Genomic DNA, 17,242 nt, shown 5'->3' on the forward strand with positions numbered 1-17,242 from the left:
GTCCCCGCCCCATGTGTCCCCGCCCTCAGCCGATGCCGGCCGTCGTCCGACTCGGCATCGCATTATCGCGGGCCGGTGATCACACCACACGCTCTCCGCGCCGCCACACCCCGCTGACCAGGGGGACGCCGGGCCGGTAGGCCAGGTGGACGTGGCTCGGGGCGTCGAGGAGCGTCAGGTCGGCGTACGCGCCCGGGGTGAGACGGCCGACGTCGTCGCGCCGCAGGGCCGCCGCCCCGCCCGCCGTGGCCGACCACACCGCCTCGTCGGGGGTCATCCCCATGTCCCGTACCGCCAGCGCCACGCAGAACGGGACGGACGAGGTGAAGGACGAGCCGGGGTTGCAGTCCGTGGACAGCGCCACCGTGACACCCGCGTCCAGCAGCCGCCGCGCGTCCGGCCACTCGGCCCGCGTGGAGAACTCGGCGCCGGGCAGCAGGGTGGCGACCGTACGGCCGGAGGCCAGGGCGTCCACGTCCGCGTCGGTGAGGTGGGTGCAGTGGTCGGCGCTGGCCGCGTCGAGCTCGACCGCGAGCTGCACACCGGGACCGTAGGAGAGCTGGTTGGCGTGGATGCGGGGGTGCAGGCCCTTCGCCTTGCCGGCGGTGAGGATCGCGCGGGCCTGGTCGCCGTCGAAGGCGCCCTTCTCGCAGAAGACGTCGATCCAGCGGGCGTGCGGGGCGCAGGCCTCCAGCATCTCGCCGGTGACCAGCGCGACGTAGCCGGCCGGGTCCTCGGCGAAGTCCGGCGGAACGATGTGGGCGCCCAGGTAGGTGACCTCGTCGGTGTGGGCGGCGGCGATGCGCAGGGCCCGGGCCTCGTCCTCGACGGTCAGGCCGTAGCCGGACTTGGTCTCGAACGTGGTGGTGCCCTGGCGGAGGGCCTCGCTCAGGTAACGGGTGACGTTGGCCCCGAGTTCCTCGTCGCTCGCCGCCCGCGTGGCCGCCACGGTGGTGCGGATGCCGCCCGCGCTGTACGGCCGCCCGGACATCCGGGCGTTGAACTCCTGCGTCCGGTCGCCCGCGAAGACGAGGTGGGAGTGGGAGTCGACGAAGCCGGGGAGGACCGCACGGCCGCCCGCGTCGACCCGGTTGTCAGTGGCGGGTGCTTTGCTTCGGTCACCGGTCCACACGACGCGGTCGCCTTCGATGACGACGGCCGCGTCCTGGACCAGTCCGAGGGGGGAACCGTCACCGAGGGAGGGGTCGTTGGTGACCAGACTGGCGATGTTGGTGATGAGCGTGCTTGCGGTGCTCGCGGAGTGGGCGGGGCTGACGGTCGTCGCGTTGCTCATGGCGTCCTTGGTGGCCTGGTCGGCGGTGGGTTCGGATGCGCTGCCCGGATTCTTCGGCCTCATCCGCGCAGGGCTTCGACGGCGTCCGCGAGGGCCCGCGGCACATCCGGTACGAGGGAGTGGACCCCGTCCCGTACGACGTGCCGGCCTGCCACGACCGTATGCGACACGTCCGCTGCCGACGCGGCGAATACGGCCGTCTCGGCCCCGAGCCGCGGAAGCGGCCCTGCCGTCCTGACCGAGTCGAGCGCGAGGGTGGTGAAGTCGGCGAGCGCGCCGGCCTCCAGGGCTCCGGCCTCGTCCCAGCCGAGGGCCGCGTGGCCGTCCTCCGAGGCCGCCCGCAGGAGGGCCGCCGCCGTCCAGTGACCCCGGGTGCGGGTGCGCAGCCGTTCGTTCAGCTCCATCGCCCGGGCCTCTTCGAGCAGGTCGATCACGGCGTGGCTGTCGGAGCCGAGACTGAGCGGTGAGCCCTCGTTCTGCAGGGCGGCGGCCGGGCCGATGCCGTCCGCCAGGTCCCGTTCGGTGGTCGGGCACATGCAGGTGCCGGTGCCGCTGCCGCCGATGAGGGAGATGTCCTCGGCGGTGAGGTGGGTGTTGTGGACGCCGGTGGTGCGCGGCCCGAGGACGCCGTGCAGGGCGAGGAGCTGGGCCGGGGTGCAGCCGTGGATGTCCCGGCACGCCTCGTTCTCGGCGGTCTGCTCGGACAGGTGCACATGGAGCGGGGCCCGCCGCTCCTCGGCCCATCGTGCGACGGTCTGCAACTGCTCGGCGGGCACGGCCCGTACGGAGTGGATCGCCGCGCCGATCCGTGCGTGATCCCGTTCCTTGAGAAGTGAAGAGCGTGCGGCCCAGGCCTCGGCGTCCCCGTCGGAGAAGCGGAGCTGGTGGCCGGTGGGTGGCTGTCCGAAGCCGGAGGAGAGGTAGGCGGTGTCGAGGAGGGTGATGCGGATCCCGGCTTCGGCGGCTGCTGCGATGAGGGCCTCGCCCATGGCGTTGGGGTCGGCGTAGGGGGTGCCGCCGGGGGCGTGGTGGACGTAGTGGAACTCGCCGACGGCCGTGATGCCGGCCAGGGCCATCTCTGCGTACACCGCGCGGGCGAGGGCGTGGTAGCTGTCCGGGGTGAGCCGGGCGGCCGTGGCGTACATGACCTCGCGCCAGGTCCAGAAGGTGCCGGAGCCGACCTGGACGGTGCCGCGCAGGGCGCGGTGGAAGGCGTGGCTGTGGGCGTTGGCCAGGCCGGGCAGGGTGAGCCCGCGCAGGACCTCGGCGCCGGGGGGCGGGGCGGGGACGCCGGTGCCGACGGCGGCGATGCGGCCGTCGGCGACCTCCAGGGCCACGCCCGGCTCGACGTGGGTGCCGAGCCAGGCGTGCTCCAGCCAGTACGTCCGCGGGGCTGCTGTCGTCACCTGCACGCCAGTCCTTCCAGTACGTCGGCGAGTGCGAGTACCCCGGCCACGCAGTCGTCCTCGCTCGCGGACTCGGCCGGGGAGTGGGAGACGCCGGTGGGGTTGCGCACGAACAGCATGGCGGTCGGGATGCTCCCGGACAGGATCCCGGCGTCGTGTCCCGCGCCGGTGCCGAGGACGGGGACGGTGAGGCCGGCGTCCGTGCCGAGGATGCGGGCCAGTTCGTCGCGCAGGGCGTGGTCGAACTCGACGACGGGGGTGAAGGACTCGCGGACGATGTCGAGGTCGACGCCGTGCGCGTCCGCGTAGCTCCTGGCCGCCTTCTCGATACCGCCGACGACGGTGTCGAGGCTCGTCTGGTCCTCGGCACGGGAGTCGAGCCAGCCGCGCACCAGGGAGGGGATGGCGTTGACGCCGTTGGGCTCGACGGCGATCTTGCCGAAGGTGGCGACGGCTCCGGCCAGTTCGGCCTCGCGGCGGGCGGCGAGGACGGTCTCGGCGTAGGACAGCATGGGGTCGCGGCGGTCGGCGAGGCGGGTCGTGCCGGCGTGGTTGGCCTCGCCGCGGAAGTCGAACCGCCAGCGGCCGTGGGGCCAGATGGCGCTGGCGATGCCGACCCGGTCGCCGGACAGGTCGAGGGCGCGCCCCTGCTCGACGTGCAGTTCGACGAAGGCGCCGATGCGGGCGAGCCGTTCGGGGTCCGGTCCGATGGCGTCCGGGTCGTATCCGGCCGCCTCCATGGCCCGGGGCAGGGTCACGCCGTCGCCGTCGGTGAGCCGGTGCGCCTGTTCGCGGGTGAGCCGCCCGGCGGTGAGCCGGGACCCGACGCAGGCGAGTCCGAACCGGGCGCCCTCCTCGTCGCCGAAGTTCACGATGGCAAGGGGCCGGTCGAAGCGGGCGTTCCGGCCGCGCAGCTCGTCCAGGGCTGCGAAGGCGGACACGACCCCGAGGGGGCCGTCGAAGGCGCCGCCGTCGGGCACGGAGTCCAGGTGCGATCCGGTGACGACGGCGTCGCCCTCGGCGGGATCCCCGAGCCAGGCCCACTGGTTGCCGTTCCGGTCGACCTCGAAGCGCAGCCCGCGGGCGGTGGCCTGGTCCTCGAACCAGGCCCGGCAGTCGCCGTCGACGCCGCTCCAGGCGAACCGGCGGTAGCCGCCGGAGTCGGGGTGCCGGCCGAGAGGAAGCAGCTCGCGCCACATCTGGTGGAAGGAGCCGCCGGTGTCCTGGGTCACGCCGGGTCACCCTCGCGCATGGGGACGCGGACGCCCCGCTCCCCCGCCACCGATTCGGCGATGTCGTAGCCGGCGTCGACGTGCCGGATGACGCCCATGCCCGGGTCGTTGGTGAGCACCCGGCGGATCTTCTCGCCCGCGAGTGCCGTGCCGTCGGCCACGGTCACCTGCCCGGCGTGGATGGACCGGCCCATGCCGACGCCGCCGCCGTGGTGGATCGACACCCAGGACGCCCCGGAGGCGACGTTCACCATGGCGTTCAGCAGCGGCCAGTCGGCGATCGCGTCGGATCCGTCGAGCATGGCCTCGGTCTCGCGGTAGGGGGAGGCGACGGAACCGCAGTCGAGGTGGTCGCGGCCGATGACGACCGGTGCGGCGAGCTCCCCGCTCGCGACCATGTCGTTGAAGCGCTCACCGGCCTTGTCGCGCTCGCCGTAGCCGAGCCAGCAGATGCGGGCGGGCAGGCCCTGGAAGTGGACGCGTTCGCCGGCCATCTTGATCCAGCGGGCCAGGGACTCGTTCTCCGGGAAGAGGTCGAGGATCGCCTTGTCGGTCTTGGCGATGTCGGAGGCCTCGCCGGACAGGGCGGCCCAGCGGAAGGGGCCCTTGCCCTCGCAGAACAGCGGGCGGATGTAGGCGGGGACGAAGCCGGGGAAGGCGAAGGCCCGGTCGTATCCGGCGAGCTGGGCTTCGCCGCGGATGGAGTTGCCGTAGTCGAAGACCTCGGCGCCGGCGTCCATGAAGCCGACCATGGCCTGCACGTGCCGGGCCATGGACTCGCGGGCGCGGGTGGTGAAGCCGGCCGGGTCCTTGGCGGCGGCGTCGGCCATGTCCTCGAAGGCGGTGCCCAGCGGCAGGTAGGCCAGCGGGTCGTGGGCCGAGGTCTGGTCGGTCACGATGTCGATGGGCGCGCCCTTGGCGAGGAGCTGCGGGACCAGTTCGGCGGCGTTGCCGAGGACGCCGATGGACAGGGGGCGGCGGGCGTCGCGCGCCTCGGTCGCCAGCTTCAGGGCGTGGTCGAGGGAGTCGGCCTTCACGTCGAGGTAGCGGTGCTCGATGCGCCGCTCGATGGCGCGCGGGTCGCAGTCGATGCAGATCGCGACGCCGTCGTTCATCGTGACGGCGAGCGGCTGGGCGCCGCCCATGCCGCCGAGACCGGCGGTGAGGGTGATGGTGCCGGCGAGGGTCCCGCCGAACTTCTTCGCGGCGACGGCGGCGAAGGTCTCGTAGGTGCCCTGGAGGATGCCCTGGGTGCCGATGTAGATCCAGGAACCGGCGGTCATCTGGCCGTACATGGTCAGGCCGAGGTGTTCGAGGCGGCGGAACTCCTCCCAGTTGGCCCAGTCGCCGACGAGGTTGGAGTTGGCGATGAGGACGCGCGGGGCCCACTCGTGGGTCTGCATGACGCCGACGGGACGGCCGGACTGGACCAGCATGGTCTCGTCCTGCTTCAGGCCCCGCAGGGTGCGCACCATGGCGTCGAACGACCGCCAGTCGCGGGCCGCCTTGCCGGTGCCGCCGTAGACGACGAGCTTGTCGGGGTGCTCGGCGACCTCCGGGTCGAGGTTGTTCTGCAGCATCCGCAGGGCGGCTTCCTGCTGCCATCCCAGGGCGCTCGGTTCCGTGCCGCGCGGCGCTCGGACGGGGCGGGGTCCTGACATGGTCTGCCTCCTGGTGGGTGCTGCCGGCGGAATGTTGCCGCTTCTATTCACATCCTGGCCTCATGAATAGAGCTAGTCAATACGTCGGGGGCGTCGGCGCGGCGCTGCCCTGGATGTTTGGCTGGACGCATGGGCACACACATCGAGACGGAAGAGGCGGGCGACACCGGGGCCGGGCGCGCGGCGCGGCGGGACGAGGCGGTGCGGGCCGCCGTCGAGCAGGGGCTGCTGGGGGAGGACAGCCCCGTCGTCGGGCTGCTGGACGTCATCGGCATCCGGGAGTCGGTGGCGGAACTGCGGGCGGCGTTCGAAGCGGTGCTGGCGCCGGGCACACCCGTGCTGCACGCCTTCGCGGTGAAGGCGACCCCGCTGGTGCCGGTCCTGCGGCTGCTGCGCGAGGAGGGCGTCGGTGCGGAGGTCGCGAGCCCGGGCGAGCTGGCCCTGGCGAGGGCTGCGGGTGTGCCGTCGCGGATGACGGTGCTCGACTCGCCCGCGAAGACGCCGGCCGAGCTGCGTGAGGCCCTGGACCTGGGCATCGCCGTCAACGCGGACAACCCGCAGGAGCTGGACCGCATCGACTCCCTGATGCGGTCACGGGCGGGCCGCTCTCCCCTGGGGATCCGGGTGAATCCGCAGGTGGGCGGTGGTTCCATCGAGGCGCTGTCCACGGCCACGGCCACTTCGAAGTTCGGGGTGGCGCTGCGCGACGAAGGGGCCCGGGAGTGGGTCGTGCAGGCGTATCTGGACCGGCCGTGGCTGACCCGGCTGCACAGCCACACCGGGTCCCAGGGCGTTCCCCTGGCCCTCATGGCACGGGGGGTGGCGGAGACGTACGCGCTGGCGGAGGAGATCAACCGGCGGGCCGGCAGGCGGCAGGTCGACACGCTCGACATCGGCGGCGGCCTGCCGGTGAACTTCGCGTCGGAGGAGACGACTCCGACGTACGCGCAGTACGCGCGGCTGCTGGCGGAGGAGGTACCGGGGCTGGCCGACGGGCGGTACGGGCTGGTCACCGAGTTCGGGCGGTCGCTGCTGGCGAAGCACGGGACGGTGGTGGCACGGGTGGAGTACGCGAAGGCCTCCGGCGGCCGGGCGGTGGCGGTGACGCATGCCGGGGTGCAGGTGGCCGCGCGGACGGTGTACGCGCCGGGGAGCTGGCCGTTGCGTATCTCCGCGTACGACGCGAAAGGGCGGCCGAAGGAAGGGCCGGTGGTCGTGCAGGACGTCGCGGGGCCGGCCTGTTTCGCGGGGGACCTGCTGGCCGAGGGGCGGTCCATGCCGCTGCTGGAGCAGGGGGACTACGCGGCGGCGCTGGACACCGGGGCGTACTACTTCGCGCATCACTACGGCTACAACTCGCTGGTGCGGCCCGGGGTGTACGGGTTCGGGCCGGGCGGGCGGTTCGCGGTGGTGCGGCGGGCGCAGACCGTGGAGGAGGTCGTGGCCGAGTCGGGTGGGGCGCAGGCCGATGCGCTGACGCGAGCGCGGTGGGAGGTTCCCTAGAGCCGGCACGCCGCGGGAGGTTCCGCAGGGATCCCGGCCTCGGGTGCGTCGCGGCTGGTCGCGCAGTTCCCCACGCCCCCGGAAGACGGGCGTCACACCAACGCCGGTGACTTCCTCCGGGCTCCTCCCGGTGCAGCGTCGCCCGCCGCGATGCCCGTGCTGCGGTAGGCCTTCACCCGTTTGCCGGCCGGGTGGGCCGCTCCCCCGCGCAGCCAGTCCACGCGGACCCACAGCAGCGCGTCACCGTCCCGCTCCCGGCGGCCCAGCCAGGCCGACTTCAGCCACAGGCCGACGCCGCAGCCGGCCAGGAGCATGCCCCCGGCAGCCGGGACGGCGAACGCGCTGCCCAGGGCGGCGAGGAAGGCGAGGAGGAGCCACCAGCGGTGTCCGCGGCGCCAGTTGCGTACCGTGACCGCGCGGTCCTGCAGTACGTCGTGTTTCCCGGCCCGGGACGCCGAGGCGGCCAGGGCCGCGTAGCGCTTGCGACGGCCGCGGGCCACGGCGGCCGTGGCCAGGACGAAGAGGGCCGCTCCCGCCAGTACGCCGATGCGGCGTCCGGTCAGGCCCGGGGCGAGCAGGCCGATGCCCGCCGCGAGGACTCCCAGCCACCACAGCGGGGCCGCCCCCGCCCGTACGACGACGGCCACCCGGGCCAGTCCCTGTCCTCCGCGTTTCACGTCCAGCCTCCGTCCGGTCTCCGAAGCTTTGGGGAGCCGAAGGGTAGCGGCGCAGTGTGAGACGAGTCTGAGAAGCCGCCTGGCGCGCTGTCAGTCGACGAACAGCCCCCGCGCCGCCGCCTTCGCGTCGAACTCCTCCAGGCGGGCCTGGGCCTGGGGCAGGTCGTCGCACATGGCCTCGAGCAGGACCCGGCCGAGCAGCATCGGCGCACAGGCCGTGTCGAAGGCGAGGCCGGTGCCGACGGCGGCGGGGAGCAACAGGTCGGACACCTTGGCGACGGGCGCGAAGGCGGAGTCGGCGACCGTGACGACGGTCAGCCCGGCCTCCTTGGCGTAGCCGAGGGCGTCGACGACCTCGCGGGGGTGCCGGGGCAGCGCGAAACAGAGCAGTGCGCTCGCGCCGGCCCGGACGGCGGCGTCGATGCGGTCCTGGAGCATCGTGCCGCCCTCGCCGAGCAGCCGTACGTCGGGGTGGACCTTGGCGGCGAAGTAGGCGAAGCCGTGTGCCTGAGCGGCGGCGGCCCGCAGACCGAGGACGAGGAGGGGGCGGGAGGCCGCGAGGAGGCGTCCCGCGCGCTGCACGGGCGCGGGGTCGGCCAGCATGTCCGCCAGGTGCCGCAGGTTCGCGATCTCGGCCTCGACGGCCTGCTGGTACTCGTTGTGGGCCGCGGTCTCCTCGGCGGGTTCGACGGGGGCCACCTCCCGCAGATGGCGCCGCAGGGCGGGATAGCCGTCGAAGCCCAGGGCGACGGCGAAGCGGGTCACGGACGGCTGGCTGACCCCGGCCAGCTCGGCGAGCTCCACGCTCGACAGGAACGGCACGTCGGCGGCGCGCCGCACCATGCTGTGCGCGATGCGCCGCTGGGTCGGCGTCAGCCGGTGGCCCTCGAAGAGTGCCTGCAGCCGCGCGGCAGGGCTGTCGGTCACGCTCATGACGTGCTCCCCCTCGCCTATTCAGTAGCTGAGGATTCTGCATGAGCATATGCAGAGCGGCAAGCCGGACCGGTGGCCTCGGCCTGCTCAAGCCTTAGGGGGCTCCCGTCGGTGGAGCCCTCGGCCGCCGCGCCAGTGAGCGGATCGCCATGGGACGTGTGCGGGGTGGCCACCGTGTGCCGTAGGGGTCACCGCCCGGGCACGGCGATCCGGTCGAACCAGAAGACCGAGGGCGGACACGGCTCGGGCGAGTGGGTCGTCCTCGGAGCCGTCGAGGGCCCGGGCTTCCGGGCACTACGGTCAAACGGCCCCGCGGTGTGCCCCCGCCCCAGCAGGGGACGAGGGCGCCTGCGCGTACTCGCCGTGCGAGCTCGACGGCGTTCGGGCTACTGCACGTCCACGAAGTCGCCGGTCGCCACGGCGGCCGGGGTCGTGGTGGTGCCCGCGAAGTTCCAGCGCCAGTAGCCGTCCTCGGACGCGAGGGCCGTGGTCGTCAGGTTGCCGGTACTGCTGGTGTACACGGTCTTGACCGTGGTGTAGGTCGTGGCACCTGCCTTGCGGAACTGGAGCTTGACCGGCTGGTTGGTGTAGCCCCGGTAGTCGAGCGTGTCCCAGTTGGCCCGGCTGAGCTTGCCGGTGATCGTGAGGGTCTTGCCCTTGACGACCGGTTCGGGACTCGCGTTGACGGCCAGCTTGGAGTGCCGCTGGAGGCGAGTGGTGGTGTAGGCCCACCGGTCGGTGTAGCTGCCGTCGTTGGCCGACACCTGGACCTGGACCTTCCAGATGCCGGCGTCGGCGTTCGTGAGCCACCAGTCCGGTTCGAAGGTGAAGGTCTTCGAGCAGGTCGACGTCGTACTGCTCGAGGCGACGCAGTCCGCCGGGGTGGTGTTCTCGTTGGGATCGATGAGGCCCTCGGCGCTGTAGTAGGGGTCGGTGCCGTCCGGGCCCCGCCACAGGTTGAAGTCGGCGTCCCAGATGCCCGACGGGTCGGAGGCCGTCACCGAGACCGTGACCGTCCGGTCGGCCGTGTCGACCACGATGTTCTTGCCGCCGTTGACGACGACACCGTCGACCTGGATGTCGCCCCTGTTGTCGTCCGCGTAGGCACCGGGAACGGCGAGCCCTGCCGCTGCGGCGACGGCGGTGAGTACGGCAAGGGCAGCGCGCTTGCGCATGTGTCTCCTTCACGGAGTGGTGAGTGGGAACCGCCGGGCGGGCGGTGCGGGGTGGGGATCTGACGCAGGTCAGGGTCCGGTGACGGACCTGATCGTGTCCGGGTGGGTCTCGTGTTGCCGGATCACCGCCGAGCCTCCGGTGTCGTCGGAGACGGTCTCCGGCGGGGCCGGCCTCGTCTCCGGCCAGGACATCGCGGCGCCGACCGGCGACCGGGGGCGGGTCGCTCCCGGGGTGCCGTGCGCGAACTTCCCCCTGCTCCGGACCGGTGGGCAGGAGTACGTCGTCGACAGGTCTCCGGCCAGGAAGCGACGCTTCGACGAATGCCGATGACATGCCGCACGTGGTGCCACGCTGATCCCCCAAGTTCACATGGCCATGACTCAGCCACAGCCATCACACGAACTGGCCGCAGTTATCCAGCGCATCCGCGTCCTCAGACGTCACTCAGGCGTCCCGGGACGTCGGCGGGAGAGACGATGCGGGGCGCACGCTGGGCAGAGGAGGCCGGGGCGCCTCGGCGGTCGGACCGGCAGACCCCTGGGGGAACAGGGGGGCTAACCCCAGTGCGGCCGGCGGTCGCGCTTTCTACCGTGGTCCGCATGACGGGAATGGACGCGCGGGACACCGACCTGAAGAAGGAACTCGACGCCACCCTGCACGCCCGCAGGGAGCTGGGCGAGGACTACGAGTCGGCGCTGGTCGACTCCTTCCTGGAGAAGGTCGACCAGCGGATCGACGAGGCGGTGGAGCGCCGCGTGCGCCGGCAGCTCGCCGAGCAGCAGATGCAGACGGCCCGGGACACCCGGTCGCCGAGGGTCACGGACTCCTGGGGCGAGCGGTTCGGCTTCGGGATCGTCTCCCTGGTCCTCGCGGTGCCGCTGTCCGCGATCGGCGGGGGCCTGGCGCAGCTGCCCGGCCTGCTGGTCGCCTGGGCGGGCATCGTCGGTGTCAACGTCGCCCAGGCGGCCCGCACCAACCCGAACCTCTTCGGCCGCCGCCCCAAGTCCTCCCGGGAGGGCGGCTGGGAGGACTGAGCGCCCTCCCGCGGTCCGCTTCAGACCTGCCGCGTCGGCAGCGCGACGATCTGCCGCAGATTGACCCGGCGGGGCCGGCTCGTCACATAGGCCACCAGGTCGGCCAGCTCCTCGGCGGACAGCGCGCCCACCACGTCGAGCATGCCCTCGACCTGCCGGGACAGTTCCGCGTCGGAGATGTGGGTGCGCAGCTCGCTCTCGACGAAGCCGGGCTCGATGTTGGTGACCCGGACGTCCCGCGGCCCGAACTCCCCGCGCAGGGCTTCCGACAGGTAGGTCACTGCCGCCTTGGACGCGCCGTACACCGCGTAGTTCGGGAAGCTGAGGTGCGCGGCGACGGACGAGATGTTCACGATGTCGGCCGTACGGCCGTCCGCGGCGGCGCTCACCAGGTCGCCGGTGAAGGCGCCGATCATCCGCAGCACCCCGGCGACGTTGGTGTCGAGCATCCGCTGCCACTCGTCGGTGCGCCGGTCGTCGACGGGGTGCGGCAGCATGACACCGGCGCAGTTCACGACCAGGTCGACGGTCCCGTACTCCGCGTGGACGCGGTCGGCGATGTCCGCCACGGACGTCTCGTCGGTGACGTCGGCCGCGACGGGCAGGGCCTGCCCGCCGTCGGCCCGGATCTTCCCGGCGATCGCCGTGAGCCGTTCCGTACGCCGGGCCACCAGCGCCACCCGGGCGCCCTGGGCGGCCAGCAGCACGGCGACGGCCTCGCCGATGCCGCTCGCGGCTCCGGTGACGACGGCGGTACGGCCGGCCAGGCTGTCGTACGACATGGGGTTCTCCTTCGGTGCCGGCCAGGGCGTCTCCCCGGCCTCGGACACCACCCTCGGCTGCCTCGTCCCGCCTACCCAGGGCTGCGCTCATCCTGGGTCTGCCAGTACCAGGTTCGGCGGGCCCGGGCGACCTAGGCTCGGGCCCATGGACGGAGAACTGGGAGACTTCCTGCGCTCGCGCCGCGCCCGGATCCGGCCGGAGGAGGTGGGGCTGCGGTCGTACGGCCGCCGCCGCGTCCCGGGCCTGCGCCGCGAGGAGGTGGCGCAGCTGGCCGGGGTGAGCGTCGACTACTACGTCCGTCTCGAGCAGGGCAGGGGTCCCGGGGCGCCCTCCCGGACCAGGTCCGGCGGTGTCTCGGACGCCGTGCTGGACGCGATCGCCCGGGTGCTGCGGCTGGACGAGGCCGAGCACGAGTACCTGCGGGCGGTGGCCCGGCCGCGCCGGCAGGACGGGCACGGGCAGGCCGCCCCGCGGGTGCGCCCCGGTGTCCAGCTGCTCCTGGACGGCATGGACCGCAATCCCGCCTACGTCCTGGACCACCGCATGGACGTCCTGGCCTGGAACCCCCTCGCCGACGCCGTGCTGGGCCTCGGCGACGCGGGCGACCTGAGCCTGCCGCGCCGTCTCTTCCTCGACCCCGCCTCGCGGGAGCTTTACCCGGACTGGGCCGAGGTCACCGCCCAGACGGTCGCGCACCTGCGGCTGCAGGCGGGCCACCATCCCGGCGATCCCGCCACGGGGGAGCTCGTCGCCGAACTCGCCCGGGCCAGCGAGGAGTTCCGCCGCCTGTGGGGGGATCACCTGGTCAAGCCCTGCGACCACGGCGTGAAGCTCCTGCGGCACCCGGTCGCGGGCCTGCTGACCCTGCCCTACGAGACGCTCACCGTCCCGGCGGCGCCGGACCAGACGATCGTGGTGTACACGCCCGAACCCGGTTCCGGGACGGCGGAGAGGCTCCAGTTGCTGGGCAGCTGGGGGGCGTAGACGGCGTCGGGGAAGAGAGATGCGCGGGGACCGCCGCACCCCCGTGAACGGGGGGCGGGACGACGGCGGTCCCCGCGAAGGACGCGGGCCCGGTCAGGGCCGGGCTGCGCGTCCGTGGCGTCCGTGGAGGTCCGGGAGCCGCTCCGGAGGTCCGATGACGCCGTGCGCCGCCGGATCGGGCGGGGAGCCGCTCCCGCCCTTGCCGACATCCACCAATGTGCAGGACCCGTGTTAAGCGAGTGCTGCGCGAATATGACACCCGCGTACCGGTTCCGCGAAGCCGGTCAGGATCACGGACGCCGCAAGTTCACCCGGTTCACCGGCGGTTCGCCGGGTGTTGGCCGTCACTTCCCCGTGCGGGCGAGGAAGGACAGCAGGTCCTGTCGGCTGACCACACCGGTCGGCTTGCCCTCGACGAGGACGATCGCCGCGTCCGCCTTGCCCAGCACGGCCATCAGGTCCGCGACCGGCTCGCCGGAGCCGACCTGCGGCAGCGGGGCGGACATGTGCTTCTCCAGCGGGTCCTCCAGCGAGGCGTTCTTGCTGAACAGCGCGTCCAGCAGCTCGCGTTCCACGACCGAGCCGACGACCTCGGCCGCCATCACGTCGGGGTGGCCGGCGCCCGGCTTGACGACGGGCATCTGCGAGACGCCGTACTCGCGCAGCACCTCGATGGCCTGACCGACCGTCTCCTCGGGGTGCATGTGGACGAGGGAGGGCATGCGGTCGCCCTCCTTGTCGTTCAGGACGTCGCCGACGCGGGCGCTCGGCCCCGTGTCCTCCAGGAAGCCGTAGTCGGCCATCCACTCGTCGTTGAAGATCTTGCTGAGGTAGCCGCGGCCGCTGTCGGGCAGCAGGACCACCACGACGTCGTCCGGACCGAGCCGCTCGGCGACCTCCAGCGCGGCGACGACCGCCATGCCGCAGGAACCGCCCACCAGCAGGCCCTCCTCCTTGGCGAGGCGGCGGGTCATCTGGAAGGAGTCCTTGTCGGAGACGGCGACGATCTCGTCCGCGACGCTCCGGTCGTAGGCGGTAGGCCAGAAGTCCTCACCGACGCCCTCGACCAGGTAGGGCCGGCCGGAGCCGCCGGAGTAGACGGAGCCCTCGGGGTCCGCGCCGACGACCTTCACGGAGCCGCCGCTGATCTCCTTGAGGTAGCGGCCGGTCCCGGAGATGGTGCCGCCGGTGCCCACGCCCGCCACGAAGTGGGTGATCTTCCCCTCCGTCTGCTCCCACAGCTCCGGGCCGGTCGAGTGGTAGTGGGAGAGCGGGTTGTTGGGGTTGGAGTACTGGTCCGGCTTCCAGGCCCCGGGCGTCTCACGGACCAGCCGGTCGGAGACGTTGTAGTACGAGTCCGGGTGCTCGGGGTCGACGGCCGTCGGGCAGACGACGACCTCGGCACCGTAGGCGCGCAGTACGTTGATCTTGTCGGTGCTCACCTTGTCGGGGCACACGAAGATGCACTTGTACCCCTTCTGCTGGGCGACGATGGCGAGCCCGACGCCGGTGTTGCCGCTGGTCGGCTCGACGATCGTGCCGCCGGGCTTGAGCGCGCCGCTCTCCTCCGCCGCCTCGATCATGCGCAGGGCGATGCGGTCCTTCACCGAACCGCCGGGGTTGAAGTACTCCACCTTGGCCAGGACGGTCGCCCTGATGCCCTTGGTCACGCTGTTGAGCTTCACCAGCGGGGTGTTGCCGACGAGGCTGATCATCGAGTCGTGGAACTGCACCGTTGTCTCCGGATGCCGCAGAAGTGGTCTGAGTGGTGCCGCCAGCCTATGACCTCGCGGTGGTCCGTGACGGTCGTTCACTCCCCGTCGCGATTGGGCGACGGCCTGTACGGGGCAAGCACTGGGTGTACGGGTTCGAGGAGGTGGCAGCGACGCATGACGAGCATGTCGAGGGCGAGGGTGGCCCGGCGGATCGCGGCCGGCGCGGCGTACGGCGGCGGCGGGGTCGGTCTGGCCGGGGCGGCCGCACTGGGGCTGGTGCTGGCCGAGGTGCAGCTGGCGCGGCGCCGGGTGGGCAACGGCACGTCCCCTCGCGTGCCGCACGCGGACGGGCTGTACGGCCGTACGTACGCCGCTCCGGGCGGGGTGCCGCTGAGGCTGACGATGCTGGGTGACTCCACGGCCGCGGGCCAGGGCGTGCACCGGGGCGGGCAGACACCGGGAGCGCTGCTGGCATCGGGGCTGGCCGCGCTGGCGGAGCGCCCGGTGGAGCTGCGCACGGTGGCGACCCCGGGGGCCTGTTCGGACGACCTGGACCGCCAGGTGTCCCTGGTCCTGGCCGCTCCCGGCCCCGTGCCCGACATCTGCGTGATCATGGTCGGGGCGAACGACGTCACCCACCGCATGCCGGCGACCCGCTCGGTGCGCTGTCTGGCCTCGGCGGTGCGGCGGCTGCGCACGGCCGGTGCGGAAGTGGTGGTCGGCACCTGCCCGGACCTCGGCACGATCGAGCCGGTCCGGCAGCCCCTGCGCTGGCTGGCCCGGCGGGCCTCACGGCAGCTGGCGGCGGCCCAGACGATCGGGGTCGTCGAACAGGGCGGCCGCACGGTGTCGCTGGGCGACCTGCTGGGCCCCGAGTTCGCCGAGAACCCGCGCGAGCTGTTCGGCCCGGACAGCTACCACCCCTCGGCCGAGGGCTACGCGACGGCGGCGATGGCGGTGCTGCCGACCGTCTGCGCGTCGCTGGGACTGTGGCCCGCCGAGGAGGAGCGCCCGGACGCCTCCCGCCGCGAGGGCTTCCTGCCGGTGGCACGGGCGGCCGCGGAGGCCGCCTCGGAGGCGGGCACGGAGGTCGCGGCGGCGATGCCGAGCGGGCCGCGCGGGCCATGGGCCCTGCTGAAGCGCCGTCGGCGCAGGCGGGTACCCGAGCAGGAGCCGACCCCCGCGACGCCTTCGAGCTGAGGAGCGCCGAACCCCTTCGTGCCGAGAGGCCGCAGCCGAGAGGCACCGCAAAGCAAGCGCTTGGAAACTGCGGTCAGGGTCACACCGTGACACCCGTGACCCGGGCCGATACGTACGGGTAACTTCCCAGTCAGCCCTGCCAGACCACCCGGTACGTCAATGGAGCCGTGATGCCCGAAGCCGTGATCGTCTCAGCCGCCCGCTCCCCCATCGGCCGCGCCTTCAAGGGCTCCCTGAAGGACGTACGGCCGGACGACCTGACCGCCACGATCATCCAGGCCGCACTGGCCAGGGTCCCCGAGCTGGACCCGAAGGACATCGACGACCTGATGCTCGGCTGCGGCCTGCCCGGCGGCGAGCAGGGCCACAACCTCGGCCGTGTCGTCGCCGTGCAGATGGGCATGGACCACCTGCCGGGCTGCACCATCACCCGGTACTGCTCCTCCTCCCTGCAGACCTCCCGGATGGCCCTGCACGCCATCAAGGCCGGTGAGGGCGACGTCTTCATCTCGGCCGGTGTCGAGACGGTCTCCCGTTACGCCAAGGGCAACTCCGACAGCCTCCCGGACACGCACAACCCGCTGTTCGCCGACGCCGAGGCCCGTACCGCCGCGGTCGCCGAGTCCGAGGGCTCGACCTGGCACGACCCGCGCGAGGACGGCCTGCTGCCCGACCCGTACATCGCCATGGGCCAGACCGCCGAGAACCTGGCCCGCGTCAAGGGCGTCACCCGCCAGGACATGGACGAGTTCGGCGTCCGCTCGCAGAACCTCGCCGAGGAAGCCATCAAGAACGGCTTCTGGGAGCGCGAGATCACCCCGGTGACCCTGCCCGACGGCACGGTCGTCTCCAAGGACGACGGCCCTCGCGCCGGCGTCACCCTGGAGGGCGTGCAAAGCCTGAAGCCGGTGTTCCGCCCCGACGGCATGGTCACGGCCGCCAACTGCTGCCCGCTGAACGACGGCGCCGCGGCCCTCGTGATCATGTCCGACACCAAGGCCCGCGAGCTCGGCCTCACCCCGCTCGCCCGCATCGTCTCCACGGGCGTCTCCGGCCTCTCGCCCGAGATCATGGGCCTCGGCCCGGTCGAGGCGAGCAAGCAGGCGCTCAAGCGCGCCGGCCTGACCATCGGCGACATCGATCTGGTCGAGATCAACGAGGCGTTCGCCGCCCAGGTGATCCCGTCCTACCGCGACCTGGGCATCCCGCTGGAGAAGCTGAACGTCAACGGCGGCGCGATCGCCGTCGGCCACCCCTTCGGCATGACCGGCGCCCGCATCACGACCACGCTGATCAACTCCCTCCAGTTCCACGACAAGCAGTTCGGTCTGGAGACGATGTGCGTCGGCGGCGGCCAGGGCATGGCCATGGTCATCGAACGCCTCAGCTGAGCGGCACGCCGTAGCCGCCATAGCACCCGCTGTGAGCTCCCGGCCCAGAACCCTGGAAACACCAGGGTTCTGGGCTGTTTTGTGATCCAATCTCCCCCAGGATGTGACCTATCTCCCTCCGCCAGGGGAGAAGCGCAGGTCACAGTAGCCCCACCCCCTCCCCCGACACCGAAGCCCTGTCCGTTTCGTGACGTTACGCACTGACAGCTGGTTAGTCCGCCCTTCAAGCTGATGTAGGAAGTCGGGGGTCGAC

General features: G+C 72.6%; 15 protein-coding genes. 6 read left to right on the forward strand and 9 right to left on the reverse strand.

The annotated features are described in order from the left end of the window. Window positions 1–79: 79 nt before the first annotated feature. From hutI to hutU, 4 genes are read right to left on the reverse strand one after another with little or no spacing between them, the layout of a single operon-like run. On the reverse strand, window positions 80–1,357 hold the full coding sequence (gene hutI / locus ADK65_RS35810; protein ID WP_053675712.1) for an imidazolonepropionase: 1,278 nt from the start codon (window positions 1,355–1,357) through the stop codon (window positions 80–82). Beyond that, window positions 1,354–2,706, reverse strand: coding sequence for a formimidoylglutamate deiminase (locus tag ADK65_RS35815; protein WP_107092467.1), 1,353 nt, complete (start codon window positions 2,704–2,706; stop codon window positions 1,354–1,356). The genes hutI and ADK65_RS35815 overlap by 4 nt, the downstream gene beginning before the upstream one ends. Continuing rightward, window positions 2,697–3,899 carry an allantoate amidohydrolase gene (locus tag ADK65_RS35820; protein WP_107092472.1) on the reverse strand — a complete coding sequence of 401 codons (1,203 nt, stop codon included), beginning with the start codon at window positions 3,897–3,899 and terminating at the stop codon, window positions 2,697–2,699. Before ADK65_RS35820 ends, ADK65_RS35815 begins: the two co-directional genes overlap by 10 nt. A gap of 29 nt (window positions 3,900–3,928) precedes the next feature. Continuing rightward, window positions 3,929–5,593, reverse strand: a complete 1,665-nt coding sequence (gene hutU / locus ADK65_RS35825) for a urocanate hydratase (RefSeq protein ID WP_053675716.1) — start codon at window positions 5,591–5,593, stop codon at window positions 3,929–3,931. Window positions 5,594–5,722: 129 nt separating this feature from the next. On the opposite strand from hutU, the gene ADK65_RS35830 reads away from it, so the two are divergent. Further along, window positions 5,723–7,096 carry a diaminopimelate decarboxylase gene (locus ADK65_RS35830; RefSeq protein WP_053675718.1) on the forward strand — a complete coding sequence of 458 codons (1,374 nt, stop codon included), beginning with the start codon at window positions 5,723–5,725 and terminating at the stop codon, window positions 7,094–7,096. Window positions 7,097–7,188: 92 nt separating this feature from the next. On the opposite strand, the gene ADK65_RS35835 is transcribed toward ADK65_RS35830, so the two are convergent. From ADK65_RS35835 to ADK65_RS35845, 3 genes are all read right to left on the reverse strand, one after another. Beyond that, the gene (locus ADK65_RS35835; protein ID WP_053675721.1) at window positions 7,189–7,773 is read right to left on the reverse strand and encodes a hypothetical protein; all 585 of its coding nucleotides are present in this window, start codon (window positions 7,771–7,773) and stop codon (window positions 7,189–7,191) included. Between the two features lie 90 nt (window positions 7,774–7,863). Next, window positions 7,864–8,706, reverse strand: a complete 843-nt coding sequence (locus ADK65_RS35840) for a MurR/RpiR family transcriptional regulator (RefSeq protein WP_053675723.1) — start codon at window positions 8,704–8,706, stop codon at window positions 7,864–7,866. A gap of 386 nt (window positions 8,707–9,092) precedes the next feature. After that, window positions 9,093–9,881: a hypothetical protein gene (locus tag ADK65_RS35845; protein ID WP_053675725.1), complete on the reverse strand. Its 789-nt coding sequence runs from the start codon at window positions 9,879–9,881 to the stop codon at window positions 9,093–9,095. A gap of 79 nt (window positions 9,882–9,960) precedes the next feature. Here ADK65_RS35845 and ADK65_RS35850 point away from each other — a divergent pair, with 79 nt between their 5' ends. After that, the gene (locus ADK65_RS35850) at window positions 9,961–10,212 is read left to right on the forward strand and encodes a hypothetical protein (protein WP_053675727.1); all 252 of its coding nucleotides are present in this window, start codon (window positions 9,961–9,963) and stop codon (window positions 10,210–10,212) included. Between the two features lie 278 nt (window positions 10,213–10,490). After that, on the forward strand, window positions 10,491–10,916 hold the full coding sequence (locus ADK65_RS35855) for a hypothetical protein (protein WP_053675729.1): 426 nt from the start codon (window positions 10,491–10,493) through the stop codon (window positions 10,914–10,916). A gap of 20 nt (window positions 10,917–10,936) precedes the next feature. On the opposite strand, the gene ADK65_RS35860 is transcribed toward ADK65_RS35855, so the two are convergent. Beyond that, window positions 10,937–11,698 (reverse strand): SDR family oxidoreductase, encoded by a 762-nt coding sequence (locus ADK65_RS35860; protein ID WP_053675976.1) that lies wholly within the window; start codon window positions 11,696–11,698, stop codon window positions 10,937–10,939. 145 nt (window positions 11,699–11,843) lie between these two features. Here ADK65_RS35860 and ADK65_RS35865 point away from each other — a divergent pair, with 145 nt between their 5' ends. Next, window positions 11,844–12,683 (forward strand): helix-turn-helix transcriptional regulator, encoded by an 840-nt coding sequence (locus ADK65_RS35865; RefSeq protein WP_053675731.1) that lies wholly within the window; start codon window positions 11,844–11,846, stop codon window positions 12,681–12,683. A 344-nt stretch (window positions 12,684–13,027) separates the two neighbouring features. Here the strand turns inward: ADK65_RS35865 and ADK65_RS35870 are convergent, their stop codons facing one another. Continuing rightward, window positions 13,028–14,416 carry a cystathionine beta-synthase gene (locus ADK65_RS35870; RefSeq protein ID WP_053675732.1) on the reverse strand — a complete coding sequence of 463 codons (1,389 nt, stop codon included), beginning with the start codon at window positions 14,414–14,416 and terminating at the stop codon, window positions 13,028–13,030. 156 nt (window positions 14,417–14,572) lie between these two features. Here ADK65_RS35870 and ADK65_RS35875 point away from each other — a divergent pair, with 156 nt between their 5' ends. Both ADK65_RS35875 and ADK65_RS35880 read left to right on the forward strand, forming a co-directional pair. After that, window positions 14,573–15,598, forward strand: coding sequence for an SGNH/GDSL hydrolase family protein (locus ADK65_RS35875; protein ID WP_053675735.1), 1,026 nt, complete (start codon window positions 14,573–14,575; stop codon window positions 15,596–15,598). 170 nt (window positions 15,599–15,768) lie between these two features. Beyond that, window positions 15,769–16,989 (forward strand): acetyl-CoA C-acetyltransferase, encoded by a 1,221-nt coding sequence (locus tag ADK65_RS35880; protein WP_053675737.1) that lies wholly within the window; start codon window positions 15,769–15,771, stop codon window positions 16,987–16,989. Window positions 16,990–17,242 lie beyond the last annotated feature (253 nt).

Origin of the sequence: Streptomyces sp. NRRL B-1140, from assembly GCF_001280065.1 — a bacterium.
GTDB lineage: Bacteria > Actinomycetota > Actinomycetes > Streptomycetales > Streptomycetaceae > Streptomyces.